This window comes from Amycolatopsis coloradensis (genome assembly GCF_001953865.1).
GTDB classification, from domain to species: domain Bacteria; phylum Actinomycetota; class Actinomycetes; order Mycobacteriales; family Pseudonocardiaceae; genus Amycolatopsis; species Amycolatopsis coloradensis.
The window spans coordinates 121,097-134,833 of the sequence record NZ_MQUQ01000021.1 but is presented as its reverse complement, the minus strand read 5'-3'; the positions used below and the strand labels follow the sequence as shown (position 1 = coordinate 134,833).

General features: G+C 70.6%; 13 protein-coding genes. 6 read left to right on the top strand and 7 right to left on the bottom strand.

Features of this window, described 5'->3' with window-relative positions; translation table 11 throughout:
- Nucleotides 1-59: 59 nt before the first annotated feature.
- Nucleotides 60-707: a DUF4865 family protein gene (locus BS329_RS35110; protein ID WP_084750586.1), complete on the top strand. Its 648-nt coding sequence runs from the start codon at nucleotides 60-62 to the stop codon at nucleotides 705-707.
- Here the strand turns inward: BS329_RS35110 and BS329_RS35105 are convergent.
- Complete coding sequence (locus tag BS329_RS35105) at nucleotides 644-1,804, bottom strand: SWIM zinc finger family protein (protein WP_076167022.1); 1,161 nt, start codon at nucleotides 1,802-1,804, stop codon at nucleotides 644-646. The two genes, BS329_RS35110 and BS329_RS35105, sit on opposite strands and share 64 nt — an antisense overlap.
- Nucleotides 1,801-4,518 carry a DEAD/DEAH box helicase gene (locus BS329_RS35100; protein WP_076167019.1) on the bottom strand — a complete coding sequence of 906 codons (2,718 nt, stop codon included), beginning with the start codon at nucleotides 4,516-4,518 and terminating at the stop codon, nucleotides 1,801-1,803. Before BS329_RS35100 ends, BS329_RS35105 begins: the two co-directional genes overlap by 4 nt.
- A gap of 68 nt (nucleotides 4,519-4,586) precedes the next feature.
- Between BS329_RS35100 and BS329_RS35095 the strand changes: the two genes are divergently transcribed.
- Complete coding sequence (locus BS329_RS35095) at nucleotides 4,587-5,369, top strand: TetR/AcrR family transcriptional regulator (protein ID WP_076167016.1); 783 nt, start codon at nucleotides 4,587-4,589, stop codon at nucleotides 5,367-5,369.
- A gap of 4 nt (nucleotides 5,370-5,373) precedes the next feature.
- Here BS329_RS35095 and BS329_RS35090 read toward each other — a convergent pair whose 3' ends face one another.
- Together BS329_RS35090 and BS329_RS35085 are read right to left on the bottom strand one after the other, a co-directional pair.
- Complete coding sequence (locus BS329_RS35090) at nucleotides 5,374-5,634, bottom strand: hypothetical protein (protein WP_076167013.1); 261 nt, start codon at nucleotides 5,632-5,634, stop codon at nucleotides 5,374-5,376.
- 149 nt (nucleotides 5,635-5,783) lie between these two features.
- Complete coding sequence (locus BS329_RS35085) at nucleotides 5,784-6,821, bottom strand: hypothetical protein (protein WP_076167011.1); 1,038 nt, start codon at nucleotides 6,819-6,821, stop codon at nucleotides 5,784-5,786.
- Nucleotides 6,822-6,866: 45 nt separating this feature from the next.
- On the opposite strand from BS329_RS35085, the gene BS329_RS35080 reads away from it, so the two are divergent.
- The 3 genes from BS329_RS35080 (at nucleotide 6,867) to BS329_RS35070 (ending at nucleotide 10,076) form a co-directional block, all read left to right on the top strand.
- Nucleotides 6,867-8,000 (top strand): glycosyltransferase, encoded by a 1,134-nt coding sequence (locus BS329_RS35080; protein WP_076167008.1) that lies wholly within the window; start codon nucleotides 6,867-6,869, stop codon nucleotides 7,998-8,000.
- On the top strand, nucleotides 7,997-9,229 hold the full coding sequence (locus tag BS329_RS35075; RefSeq protein ID WP_076167005.1) for an RNA polymerase sigma factor: 1,233 nt from the start codon (nucleotides 7,997-7,999) through the stop codon (nucleotides 9,227-9,229). Before BS329_RS35080 ends, BS329_RS35075 begins: the two co-directional genes overlap by 4 nt.
- Nucleotides 9,230-9,302: 73 nt before the next feature.
- Nucleotides 9,303-10,076 (top strand): alpha/beta fold hydrolase, encoded by a 774-nt coding sequence (locus BS329_RS35070; protein ID WP_076167003.1) that lies wholly within the window; start codon nucleotides 9,303-9,305, stop codon nucleotides 10,074-10,076.
- A 74-nt stretch (nucleotides 10,077-10,150) separates the two neighbouring features.
- On the opposite strand, the gene BS329_RS35065 is transcribed toward BS329_RS35070, so the two are convergent.
- Together BS329_RS35065 and BS329_RS35060 are read right to left on the bottom strand one after the other, a co-directional pair.
- Complete coding sequence (locus BS329_RS35065) at nucleotides 10,151-10,642, bottom strand: anthrone oxygenase family protein (RefSeq protein ID WP_076167000.1); 492 nt, start codon at nucleotides 10,640-10,642, stop codon at nucleotides 10,151-10,153.
- Between the two features lie 32 nt (nucleotides 10,643-10,674).
- Nucleotides 10,675-11,502, bottom strand: coding sequence for a Rossmann-fold NAD(P)-binding domain-containing protein (locus BS329_RS35060; RefSeq protein WP_076166997.1), 828 nt, complete (start codon nucleotides 11,500-11,502; stop codon nucleotides 10,675-10,677).
- 80 nt (nucleotides 11,503-11,582) lie between these two features.
- On the opposite strand from BS329_RS35060, the gene BS329_RS35055 reads away from it, so the two are divergent.
- Nucleotides 11,583-12,521, top strand: coding sequence for an AraC family transcriptional regulator (locus tag BS329_RS35055; protein WP_076166995.1), 939 nt, complete (start codon nucleotides 11,583-11,585; stop codon nucleotides 12,519-12,521).
- On the opposite strand, the gene BS329_RS35050 is transcribed toward BS329_RS35055, so the two are convergent.
- Complete coding sequence (locus tag BS329_RS35050) at nucleotides 12,500-13,453, bottom strand: helix-turn-helix transcriptional regulator (protein ID WP_076166992.1); 954 nt, start codon at nucleotides 13,451-13,453, stop codon at nucleotides 12,500-12,502. The genes BS329_RS35055 and BS329_RS35050 overlap by 22 nt on opposite strands.
- Between the last annotated feature and the right edge of the window lie 284 nt (nucleotides 13,454-13,737).

Below are 13,737 nucleotides of genomic sequence, written 5' to 3'. Positions count from 1 at the left end.
ACCGGGAGTTTCGGGTCGGAGTCCCCTGCCCACGTTCTGTACCTACTAGTATGTACTGCATGCATGCGATGCAGTACGAGATCACTCTCCCCGCTGACTACGACATGGGCGTCATCCGCGAACGCGTCGCCACTCGCGGACATCTGCTCGACGACTTCGGCGGCCTGGGGCTGAAGGTGTACGGGATCCGCGAGCGCGGCATTGACGGCTCGACGCTCAACCAGTACTCGCCCTTCTACCTGTGGCACGACCAGGCCGGGATGAACGCCTTCCTGTTCGGCGGCCCGTTCAGCGGCATCGTCGACTCGTTCGGGCGTCCCGCCGTGCAGCACTGGACCGTGCTCGGGTTCGAGGAGGGACCGGCGTTCGGCACTGCCCCCGTGGCGGCGGGAAAGCACGTCGAGCGGATCCCCGCCGAGACCGACCCGGTCGCGTTCCTGAGTGAGGCGCTCGACGGGCTTCGCGAGCACCTGCGGCGGGACGGCGCGCATTCCGGCGCGCTGGCCGTCGATCCGCGTACGTGGGAGGTGGTGCGCTACAGCCTGTGGCGTGACCAGGCGCCGGAGTCGGACGAGGTCCGGTACCGGATCCTCCACCTGTCCTCGCCACAGCTGCCTGAGCTGCGGCGAGGACGGCAGTGGGATCAGCCGAGCAACGCGGCGAACAGCGCTCCGGGATCGGTTTCGGGCGGGCCGGCGGGCCACTGATCGCGGTACGGGTACCAGAGCCCGTCCTTGCCCAGCCGCACCTGCACACCCGTTCCGTGGACGGTGCAGTGGTTGCGTTCGACGTCCAGGCCCTCGCCGGGATCGTCCATCACCTCGGTGAAGGCCGCCCGCGCCCGGCCCATCGCCTGCGACGGCGGTGTCCACGCGGTCTCCAGGACTTCGAGACCGGCTCGGCCACCGTGCCGCCAGGCCAGCACCGCGCGGTCGAAGTTCTCACCGTTCTCCGCCGGGCGCAGCCTGCCGGCGGTCTCCGGACGGGTCGCGGCGAGGCGGACGGCGTCCTGCTTGCGGGTGAGCTTCGGCTGCGACGCCAGCAGCGCGACGGCCGCCTGACTCGCGTTGGCGGCCAGCAGGGCGAAGGTCTCCGCCGGGATGCCGGGTGCTTCCGGCACGGTCGGTCCCCCGGCGGGCACGAACGCGGCGAGATCCGGCAACGGGCCCGGCTCGTCGGCGTAGGCCCGCTCGGCCGGGGTGTCGTCGTCCCCGGTGCGCACGAACCGTGGCGCGTTGCGCCGCTGCAACTCGTCGAGGAGCTCCCGCTCGCCTTTGCCGCGCATCAGCAGCAGCACGAACGGATCCGCGTCGAGCAGCCACGAGGCCTGGAACGACAGCGCCGCGGCATGACGGCACGGCAGTTCCCAGCCGGGACAGTCGCAGTCCGGGTCGAGGTCACCGATCCCGGGCAGCAGGTGCACCCCGGCGTCGTCGGCGGCCTCGACGAGGTCGTGCGGCATGTCCCGGTCCAGCAGCGCGGCCAGATGCCCGGCGCGGGAGGCGACCCGGTCGAGGAACCGGTCCCATTCGGTGCCGGTCAGCTCCGCGAGCCGGACCTCGGTGCGGTACTGGCCCTCCTCGTCGTCGACCACGGCGGCGATGCGGCCGGGGCTGACCGTGATCGGCCCCACCCGGCCCGCCGCGGCGTACTTGCGGCCCTGTTTGAGCTGCCGCAGGTCCAGCGCGGTGTCCTCCATAGCGCTGATCCACGCGCGGCCCCACCACGAGCGGGCGAACTGGCCGTGACCACCCTGCCTGCCGAAGGCGGGGAAGCCGCGGACGCGATCGTCGGGGGTACTCATCGGCGGCTCCTCAACTCGACCAGATCGGCCAGTTCCGCGTCGGTCAGTTCGGTCAGGGCGGCCTCGCCGCCGGCGAGCACCGCGTCCGCGAGCGCGCGTTTCTCCCGCAGCATCGCCGCGATCCGATCCTCGACCGAGCCCTCGGCGATGAGCCGGTGCACCTGCACCGGGCGGGTCTGCCCGATCCGGTACGCGCGGTCGGTCGCCTGGTCCTCCACCGCGGGATTCCACCAGCGGTCGTAGTGCACGACGTGATCGGCGCGGGTCAGGTTGAGCCCGGTCCCGGCCGCCTTGAGCGACAACAGGAACACCGGCGCCTCACCGGCCTGGAACCGCCGCACGAGGTCCTCGCGTTTGGGCACCGGGGTGCCACCGTGCAGCAGCAGCGTGGCGATCCCGCGCTGCGCGAGATGGCGTTCCAGCAGCCGCGCCATGGCGACGTACTGCGTGAACACCAGCACCGCGCCGTCCTCGGCGATGATCGTGCCGAGGAGTTCGTCGAGCAGTTCGAGTTTGCCGGACCGGCCGTCCAGCACCGCGTCCGACGGTTCCTTGAGGTATTGCGCGGGGTGGTTGCAGATCTGTTTGAGCCCGGTGAGCAGCTTGACGATCCGGCCGCGGCGCGCGATGCCTTCACTGCCGGCGATCTCGGCCATCATTTCCCGCACCGTCGCCTCGTACAGAGCCGCCTGCTCGGTGGTGAGCGTGACCGGCCGGTCCGTCTCGGTCTTCGCCGGCAGTTCCGGCGCGATCCCCGGATCGGACTTGCGGCGCCGCAACAGGAAGGGACGGACCAGCCGGGAGAGTTGCTCCGCGGCGGCCGGGTCCTTCCCGGACTCGACAGGTTTCGCCCACACCCGGCGGAAGTCGGCCATCGTGCCGAGGAGGCCGGGGGTGGTCCAGTCGAGGATCGCCCACAGTTCGGCGAGGTTGTTCTCCACCGGTGTGCCCGTCAGCGCCACCCGGGCCGACGACGTCAGCGTCCGCAACGCCTTCGCCGTGCCGGACCGGTGGTTCTTGACGTGCTGGGCCTCGTCGGCGACCAGCAGTCCCCAGTGGACTCCTCCCAGCGGTTCCGGGTCGACACGCAAGGTGCCGTAGGTCGTCAGCACGAAACCGCCGCCGAGATCCTCGAGGGAGCGTTCGGTGCCGTGGAACCGCCGGACCGGGACGCCGGGGGCGAACCGGGTGATCTCGCGTTCCCAGTTGCCCAGCAGCGAGGCGGGGCAGACGACCAGGGTCGGGCCGTCCGCGCGATGCAGGTGGAGCGAGATCAGCGTGATCGTCTTGCCGAGCCCCATGTCGTCGGCGAGACAGCCACCGAGCCCGATCGACGTCATCGCGGTGAGCCATTGCAGGCCACGCATCTGGTAGTCGCGCAGGGTCGCGGCCAGGCCCGCCGGCGGGGCCTGCGGTTCGGGTGGTGCGAGCAGCCGTTCCCGCAGGGCGGTGAGCCAGCCGTCGGTGAGGACGTCGACGCGTTCGCCGTCGACCTCGGCCGTGCCGCTCAGGGCGGCGCCGAGCGCGTCGATCGGGGTCAGCGGTTTCAGGGCACGGTCCCGTGCCTTCGCCGCCAGCGCGGGGTCGACGAGCACCCACTGATCACGCAACCGCACGACGGGACGGTGAGCCTCGGCCAGCGTGTCCATCTCGGCGGCGGTGAGCGGGGCGCCACCGAGGGCCAGCTGCCAGTCGAATTGCAGTAGTTTCCCGCCGGCGAAGAACGACGGAAGGTCGTCCGGTGGCGCGTCACCGCCGCCGATGACGGCTTTCGCACTCAGATCACGGGCGAGATCGGCGGGCCAGTGGACGTCGATGCCCGCCGTCGCCAGCAGGGGCGCGGCGGTGGTGAGCAGTTCGGTGACGTCGCTGTCGCGGAGTCCGACCTCGTCGGGCACCGCCGCGCCGAGCAGGGGTTCCAGCGGTGGCCAGAGCTGGGCGGCGCGGCGCAGGGCCAGCATCACGTCGATCCGGGCACGCGGGCCGAACCGGTCGTCACCCGACCACAGCGCGGCCGCGTCGACCAGGACACCCGGATCGGCGAGGCTGTGCACCTGGACGATCCCGGTGAACCGGCCGCTGGTGAAGTCGTCCCCTGACGCCTCGATCCGCACCGAGACCCGGACACCGGAGTCCAGTCCGGCCGCGACCTCGGCCGCCCAGTCCCGCAGCTGCGGGACGCGGTGCGCCGGTGGGGCGGCGAAGGCCTTGACGCCTGCCGCCTGCGCGGCCGCGGGTGTCCGGGGAAGGGTGTCGGCCACCGCGTCGAGAAACGCGCGCAACAGCGGATACCGTGCGGGCAGCAGGTTGCCCTCGCCCGGGATCGCCCGTGCCTCCGGCGGCATCGCCTCGGACAGCTCGCGCAGCCACGAGGCATCGGCGGGTTCCAGCGGCCCCGCGCGCCAGGCGTCCACATCGGACTCCGTGATACCGGGAAGCAGGCGGCCCGCCTCGGCGAGCCTCAACGCCGCCGTGGCCGCTGTGCTCCAGAAGCGCGCGGAGGGATCGTCACTCGTGCGCAGCCGCAGGAGGACGGGGAGCGCCTCGGCTATCGGGAGCCGGACACACGGCACTGTCCGGATCTCCGGCAGAGCGACCGTCACCTCCCCGGTGCCCGGTGTGCCCCCGCCGGCGTTCCAGAAGACGAATCCGCTGGTCCGAGCTGGATTTTTCGGTTCGAACACGACACTGTCGAAACCGTCGTGAGACGTCACTCAGCCCCAATCTCTTTACGGTGTACAGTTCAGGATAACATAACTCCGTACGGCGTAGAGAGAAGCGGATGAGTTACGCGGACCACACCGGAACCGGCGATCCACGGCGGACCATCGAACTGCTCTGGGGCGTGCGCGAGAAACCTCGCCGCGGCCCCAAGCCGAAGCTCACCGTCGACGGAATCGTCACCGCCGCGATCGACCTCGCGGACGAGGAGGGGATCGCCGCGCTGTCGGTGCGCCGGGGCGCGGAAAGGCTCGGCGTCTCCCCCATGTCCCTCTACACCTACATCCCCAGCCGCGCCGAACTGCTCGATCTGATGATGGACCGGGTGCACGGCGAGCTGACCGACCCGCCGCCGAGCCACGACTGGCGGGTCACCGTGACGATTCTCGCCGAGGACGCCTGGGAGATGTACCACCGGCACCCGTGGCTGCTCCAGCTCATCAGCAGCCGGCTCCCCCTCGGCCCCAACACCTTCGCCAAACACGAACGCGAACTCCGTGCCGTCGACGCGATCGGGCTCACCGATCTGGAGATGGACGCCGTGGTGGCGATGGTCAACGGTTTCGTTCAGGGCATCGCACGCGGATCGGTCGAATCGGCGAGTCTCGTGAAGCGGTCCGGGATGACGGACATGGAGTGGTGGACGGCCAGCGCTCCCGTGCTCGCGGAGATCCCGGAGGCCGACGCGGGCCTGTTCCCGCTGGCGGCGCGGATCGGCCAGGCGGCCGGAGAGGCACACGGTGCGGCGAGCGCGCCGCTGCCCACTCTCCGGTTCGGGCTGGCACGGATCCTGGACGGGGTCGAGCAGCTGGTGACCGGGGCGGACCAGGAACTGCCTTCGTGAGCGTCTACGTCCGATTGCCGCGTCGTCGCAGCGAGCGGTACAGCAGCCACAGTGCGAGCGCGACCGGTGACAAAACCGCCGCGAACAGGATTCCCGCGAACATTCCGTAGCCGTGAGGATCGGAGGACACTCCGATGGCGCTGAGCACTGCCGTGCCGACCAGCAGCACGATCACCGCGGCGACGCAGGCGAACGAGCCGAGAACGACGCGTCGGAGCGCTGTCCGCGGCGCGCTCGTGCGGGTAGTGTCTTCCGGCCTGTCCATATTCGGCTCCGCGCTATCGCGTCCGAGCCGGCACGGGGTCCACGCCCGTGGCGGATCCCGCGGCCTTGGCCACGTTCCGCAGCTGTCCGATCTCGACCTCGTACCCGCTCACCGCCGCGACCCCCAACCCTGGATAGGTCAGCGGGACTCTACTGGGGCTCGGAAGCCTCCCCACCCGATTCGGGCGGGAGAACAGGCCCTTCTGTCACCGCCGGAGGGCGGGCGAGTTCGGCCAGCTTCCGGACGACGTCGTCGTATCGTGCCTGGTCCGCGACCGCCCGCGCCTGCGCGCGCTCCAGTTCCTCGCCGAGGGCCGTCGCCCGCGCCTCGGCGAGGCTTCTGGCCGTGTGTTCTTCCGCGAGTGATGCCCGGACGCGGTCCAGCTCGCCCCGGAGGCCGGCGGATTCCTCCCGTGCGGCGGCACAGTCCTTTTCGGACACCGTCACCCTGGCCTTCGCCTCGTCGAGCCGGTCCAGCAAGGCTTCGAGTTCGGCCACCGCGCGCGCCAGCGCCGTGTCCCGCTCGCCCAGATCCGCGGTCAGCCGCGTCTTTTCCTCGCGTACGGCCGCGAAGTCCTCCCGCAGCGCCCGGAGATCGGAGACCAGCGCGTCGCGGGCGCGTTCGGCCGCGACGGTCGCGGCTTCCGCGGCACCTCGGGCTCGTTCGTGCGCGGCGACTTCGGTCCACGAACGCTGCCGGGTTTCCTCAGCGTCCTTCAAGGCCTGTTCGGCGGTGCGTTCCGCTTTGGCCTTGGCCATCTTATCGTCCCGGGACGCGGCCAGCGCCGTCGCCCGGGCCGCGTCGGCCTTCGCCGCCGCCTGCTGGGCGTCCTCGGCCTCGCGCCGGGCCGTGGCCGCCTCGGTCTCGGCTTCGGTGACCCGGCCCAGCGCCGCGTCGGCGGCGTCGTCGAACCGGGCGCGCATCGCGTCCAGCAACTCCACGAGCGACGCCGACGCCGGGGTGAACTCGTCGGCGATCCGGCGGACCTCGAGCAGCGGGTCGGCCACGCTCGCCACCGCGGCCGCCCGCCGGGCCCGCGATGCCGCGTCGGCGTGCGTCTTGCCGCAATAGGCCGAGGGGCGCCCGCCCTTGCGTTTCCCGTCGGCGTCCACCGCGGGCGGGGGCAGGGGATTCTCGCAGCCTTCCAGCGCGCACAGCCGGACCTCGTCGGCGTCCGTATCGATCACCGCAGCAGGTTAGCGCTGCCCGATCCCCCCGATAGAGTCAGCCACATGCGTGTCCTGTTCACCTTCGCGGGTGGCAACGGCCATTTCCGGCCGCTCCTCCCGATCGCCCGCGCGCTCGCCGACGCGGGTCACACGATCGCGTTCACCGGTGAGCCACTGATGGTCCCGATCGTCGAGGCGGCCGGATTCGCCGTGTTCCCGTCGGGCCCCAACCTCGGCAGCGAGGGTGAACGCCACCCGTTGCTCCCCGTCGACCGGGACCGCGAGGACGCCGACCTCCGCGACGGCTTCGTCCGCCGCACCGCACCCCGGCGCGCGGAAGACGTCCTGGCACTGTGCGAGGACTGGGCACCGGATCTCCTCGTGTGCGACGAGGCCGATCACGGCGCGATGATCGTCGCCGAGAAGCTCGGTCTCCCCCACGCGACCGTGCTGGTCACCGCCGCCGGCGCCCTCATTCGACCTGATCTGGTGGAAGACGCGCTCAACGAGGTCCGTGCCGCACACGGGCTTCCACCGCAGCGGAACCTGGAGATGGCCTACCGCCATCTCGTGCTCTCCCCGTTCCCCGCGAGCTTCCGCGATCCCCGTTTCCCGCTGCCGCCGACCGCGGAGTCCTTCCACATCCCCGTTCCCGGCCGCGGCCCGGCGCCGGACTGGTACGTCGAAGGACGGCCGACGCTCTACTTCACCCTCGGCACGATCTTCAACACCGAGTCCGGTGATCTGTTCGCCCGAGTGCTGGCAGGACTGCGGGAGGTCGACGCGACCTGTGTGGTGACCGTCGGGAACCTCATCGACCCCACGGAATTCGGCCCTCAGCCGGACCACATCCACCTCGCGAAGTACCTGCCGCAGGACGACATCCTCCCGTACTGCGACGCCGTCCTCACCCACGGCGGCTCGGGCAGCCTGCTCGGCGCGATCGCGCACGGACTGCCGATGGCGCTGCTGCCGATGGGCGCCGACCAGCCCCACAACGGCGACCGGGTCACCGAACTCGGGCTCGGCACCGTCCTCGACGTCATCGAGGCGACACCGGACGACATCCGTGACGCCGTGTCCTCGGTGCTGCGGGAACCGGCCTACCGGGAGACGGCCAGGCGGCTGCGGGACGAGGTCGCCGCCTACCCGCCGCCGGAGAAGACCGTTCCGCTGCTCGAAGCGCTTGTTCGGTGACGGCCGAACTCGACGCCTCGATCACCCAGGCGTTCCGTGAGGAGTCGGGCCAGGTGATCGCCACCCTGATCCGGGTCACCGGCGACTGGGACCTGGCCGAGGAATGCGTCCAGGAGGCGTTCGCGCTCGCGCTGCGCACCTGGCCCCGCGACGGCATCCCGGCGAAACCCGGCGCCTGGCTGACCACCACCGCCCGCAATCGCGCCACCGACCGGATCCGGCGGGAGGCCGTCGGCGCGGAGAAGCTGAGGCAAGCGGCCGAGCTGACCGCGGCCGCCGAGCCGGAATGGGACGAAAGCGGCGTCCACGACGACAGGCTCCGCCTGATCTTCACCTGCTGCCACCCCGCCCTGCAAATGGAAGGGCAGGTCGCGCTCGCGCTGCGGACCCTGGCCGGGCTCACCACCGCCGAGATCGCCCGCGCGTTCCTGGTGTCCGAGGCGACGATGTCGCAGCGCCTGGTCCGGGTGAAACGGAAGATCCGTACCGCGGGCATCCCGTACCGCGTTCCTCCGGCGGAGCTGCTGCCCGAACGCACGTCCGCCGTGCTGGGGATGCTGTACCTGCTGTTCAACGAAGGCTATTCGGCCAGCGCGGGCACCGATCTGCTGCGGCCCGACCTGTCCGCGGAGGCCATCCGCCTCGCCAGGGTCCTCGCCGAACTCATGCCCGGCGAACCGGAGGTCCTCGGACTGCTGGCGCTGCTGCTCCTGCACGACGCCCGCCGGGCCACCCGGGTCGACGGCGAGGGCACCCTCGTCTCGCTCGAAGACCAGGACCGCGACGGCTGGAACGCCGCCGAGATCAGCGAGGGCACCGAACTGCTGGAGACCGCGCTCCGCCGCGGAGTGCCGGGGCAATACCAGATCCAGGCCGCCATCGCCGCCTGTCACGCGACGGCGGCCCAGGCCGCCGACACCGACTGGGCCCAGATCGCCGCCCTGTACGGGGAGCTGCTGCGTTTCGTGCCCTCGCCGGTCGTCGAGCTGAACCGCGCGGTCGCCGTCGCCATGGCCGAAGGCCCCGAGGCCGGGCTGGAACTGGTCGACAAGCTCACCGCGGACGGCAGCCTCCCCGGCTACCACCTGCTTCCCGCGACCCGCGCGGACTTCCTCCGGCGCCTCGACCGGTTCGCCGACGCCGCCGACGCCTACCGCGAGGCGCTCGCGCTCACCGGCACCGACGCCGAACGCGCCTACCTGTCGGGAAAACTCGCCGAAATCTCCTGACGCGGGGATGTCGGGCCCCGGTGACGCCGTTCGTCGGTGGGCGACAAGTCCCGCAAGAGGAAGGGGTCAGCTCATGGCCATTCTCGACGTCCCCGGCGCCCGGCTCCACCACACCGTCACCGGCAGCGGCCCGGTGCTGCTGTGCGTTCCCGGCGGTGCCGCCGATTCCGGCATGTTCGCCCCGATCGCGGGACCGCTCGCGGAGCACTACACGGTGATCACCTACGACCCGCGCGGGATCTCCCGCAGCGCTCTCGACGATCCCGACGAGGAGCAACGGATCGAGGTCCACGCCGACGACGCGCTACGCCTGCTCGACAGCGTGAGCGATGAACCGGCGGCCGTCTTCGCGTCCAGTGGCGGCTGCATGCAGGCTTTCGACCTCGTCACCCGCCATCCCGGCCGGGTTCGGACCCTCGTCGCGCACGAACCGCCGCTGACGACCCTGCTGGACGGGCAGCCCGACATCGATCCCGACGAACTGCTGCACATCCACCAGGAGCACGGTATCGACGCGGCGATGGGAAAGTTCATGGCCGACGCCGGTTTCGAGGCGCCGGAGGGCGGTTTCCCGCCGGAGATGGCGAAAAACTTCGAGTTCTTCATCGTGCGCCTGATGAAGACGATCGGGAGTTTCACGCCGGACTACTCGGCGCTGAAGGCGTCCGGGACGCGGATCGTCGTCGGTGTCGGGGAGACTTCGGCCGGGCAGCCCGCGCACGAGGCCGCTGTCCTCGCCGCCGGTCTCCTCGGGGTGAAGCCGACCTACTTCCCCGGTGACCACGGCGGCTTCGCCGCCGACGCCGCTTCTTTCGCTCCGCGGCTTCGGGAGGCTCTCGACGCCTGACCCGGTGTTATGAACGGACCTTTCATAACAGAATTTGTTATGAAAGGTCCGTTCATAACACGCGCGGCAGCGGATCAAGCGCGGGCGTGCACGATCAACCCGCCCACCAGAGCGCCGAAGCCGCCGATCGCGGCCAGGGTCCGGACCAGGTTCCACCGTTCCCAGACGCCCTCGAACTTCGCCCGCAGCGCCTCGAAGTCCGTGTTGTCGCCGTCGAAACCGGCTTCGAGCGCGTTGTTCAGCGGCACGTTGATCGCCATGGTCACGATCAGCATCACCAGCAGCAGAACGAAACCCGCGATGAGCCACGGCAGCGCCGACCGTAGCTCCGACCGGAAGTGCAGCCCCGCCGCCACCGCGGCGAGCAGTGGCGCGCCGCCGAAACTCAGCGCGAACCAGCCGTTGAGGATCGCGATGTTGATCTCCCGCATCCCCGTCACGTACGTCCGGGCGTCGGCCCGCGCCAGTCCCGGCATCACCGAGCACGTGTAGGCGTAGAACAAGCCCGCGATCAATCCCGCCGCGATGACGGCCGCGATCAGGACGATCTCGCTCAGCGTTGACATCCCTGTCGCCTTTCTTCCGAGTACAGCTTGGTTCATCGATTCCAGACCCCAGTGGCCGCGGCCTTCGCGGCATAGTCGGAGAAGTCCCTCGCGGGCCTGCCCAGCACCTTCTCGACGTCACCGGTGAGTGATGCGTTCCGGCCGTCGAGGACCCGGCTGAACAGGTCGGTCAGGCCCTCGATCTCCTCCTCGGGCACGCCCTGCTCGGCCGCGCCCGCCGCGAACTCCGCAGCGGAAACCGGAACGTACCGGACATCCCGCCCCGAAGCCTTGCTGATTTCCACCGCCGCGTCCGCGAAACTCAGCAACCGGGGGCCCGTCAGCTCGTAGATCTCACCGCTGTGCCCGTCGGTGGTCAGTGCCGTCACCACGACGTCGACGATGTCCTCGACGTCGATGAACGGCTCGGTCACCTGCCCGGCGGGCAGCACGATCTCACCGGCGAGCACCGGCTCCAGCAGGAAGTGCTCACTGAAGTTCTGCGCGAACCAGCTGGCCCGCACGACCGTCCACTCGGCACCCGAGTCACGCACACCCTGTTCGCTGACCACGGCTTCCTCTTCGCCTCGGCCGGAGAGCAGGACCAGCCGCCGGACGCCGTGTTCCACGGCCAGTTTCGAGAAGTCACGGATCGCTTCGGCCGCGCCGAGGAAGGCGAGGTCGGGGTAGTAGGTCAGGTAGGCGGCGCCGACACCGGTGACCGCGGCCGTCCAGGTCGATCGGTCGTCCCAGTCGAACGCGGGCCGCGAGGCCTTCCGGACCTCGATACCCTGCTCGGTCAGCCGCTGGGCCACCCGGCGCCCGGTCTTGCCCGTCGCGCCGAGGACCAGGACCGTTTCGGTGTTCTTCGTGTTTGTCATGGCACTAGTCAAGCGCCTCGAATCGAGACGCGACATAGTTCAAAGGCTCTGTTCCATGTTTCATCGTCTACACTTCGGGCATGGATCCTCTCGCCGGACTACTCGACGGCCCCCGCGCGCGTGGCGCGTTCCTGCTGAAGTCGGTCATGACACCGCCGTGGTCGCTGCGTGTCGAGGACGAGGCACCGCTGACGGTGCTGGCCCAGGTGCGTGGCGAGTCCTGGGTCGTGCCCGACCACGGGGACGCCGTCCGGCTCGGCACCGGCGACATCGCCATAGCCCGCGGCCCGGACCCGTATCTCGTCGCCGACGATCCGGCCACGCCGCCGCAGGCGATGATCCTGCCGGGACAGGAATGCCTCACCCCGGACGGGCGGCACCTCACCGAACTGTCCGACCTCGGCGTGCGTACCTGGGGCACCGATCCGGACGGTCCCGTCGTGCTGCTCACCGGCACGTACCCGCTCGAGGGCGAGATCAGCAAACGGCTCCTCAACGCGCTGCCGTCGCTGCTGGTCGTGCGCGACGAGGACTGGGAGAACCCGCTCGTGCCGCTGCTCGCCGGGGAGATCGTCAAGGACACGCCGGGCCAGGAAGCCGTCCTGGACCGGGTGCTCGACCTGCTCCTGGTCGCCGCGCTGCGGACCTGGTTCGACCGGCCCGGCGCCGCGGCACCCGCCTGGTACCGCGCGCACAGCGACCCCGTCGTCGGGCGGGCGCTGAAACTGTTGCAGCACAAGCCTTCCGAGCCGTGGACGGTGGCGAGCCTCGCGGCCGACACCGGAGTCTCCCGTGCCGCGTTCGCCCGGCGGTTCACCGCCGCCGTTGGCGAACCGCCGATGGCCTACCTCGCGAGCTGGCGCATCGCGCTCGCCGCGGACCTGCTGCGCCAGCACCCCGACGTCACGATCGGCGCGGTCGCGCGGCAGGTCGGCTACGGCAGTTCGTTCGCGCTCAGCACCGCGTTCAAACGTGAGCACGGTGTCAGTCCGCAGGGTTACCGCACCGGCGCCGCGTAACGCTCGACCAGCTCCGCGCCGATCCGCGCGAGTTCCTCCTGCACCGACGGCGGGCCGAGCACCTCGATCGTCGAGCCCCAGCCCGCGAGTTGCTGGGCGATCATCCACGCCACCGGCGCCGAAACCGTCACCCGCACGCGCCCGTCGTCGAGCGTCTCCTCCACAGTGGACTGCCGTCCGAAGTGGTCCTGGAGAATCGGCAGGTGCCGCTCGGCGATGAGCACGGTCGCGTCCAGGCCCGACCGGCGTTGCTCGACCCGATCGACCACTTGCTCCCACGCCCGCGACAACTCGAAGTCGTCCGGGCGCCCGGCGGGCAGGTCACTCACCTCGGCGCCGGACATCCGATCGACGCGAAAGGTGCGCTGACCCTTCTCGGTACCCGCGATGAGGTACCAGACGTCGTCCTTGTCCACGAGGCCCCACGGATCCACGACCCGCTCGACCGGTTCCGCGCCCCTCTTCGCGTAACCGAAGCGGATTTTGCGGCGCCGGACGATGCCCGCCTGAAGCACGGTGAGCAGTTCCGGCCGTTCCTTCTCTCGGTCACCCCATCGCGACTGGTCGATGACGACCGCGTCCGCAGCGGCCTGGGCATCGGCCCGGAACGTGTCCGGCAAGGCACGGACCAGCTTCCGCAGCGCGGATTTGACCTCGGGTGAGACCGAGGCGGCGGGCCCGGCGAGCAGGAACAACGCCTGTGCCTCCGGCGCCGACAGTCCACTGAGGTCGGTCCGCGCACCGCCGATCAGCGACCATCCGCCGCCCCGTCCCGGTTGCGGGTAGACCGGCACACCCGCCGCGGAGAGCGCTTCGAGGTCACGCCGGGCCGTGGCGACCGAGATCTCGAGTTCGTCGGCCAGCTCAGAAGCCGTGACACGGCCACGGGCCTGCATGAGCAGGAGGGTGGCCACCAGGCGATCGGCACGCATAGGCCCAGTGTCGCAGCCAAACCGCTCATCCGATGCGCACTTTCCGCATCCAGAGGACGAATCGCGCTTGACCCTCACGCTGGTGTCAGGCCTTGGGGGCAGCCGCGACCGACCTCGAAGGAGCAGACATGGCAGGCGCGGTGATCGTCGGCGCGGGACCGCGCCGGGGATGGCCGAACGGGGGTGGGGCACGATCATCGTCACCGGTGGGATGCCCGACGCTGTACCGGCCTACACGAGCCTCTCACTCGGGCAGGCCGGTGTGAGGGCCGTGGTTTCCTTGC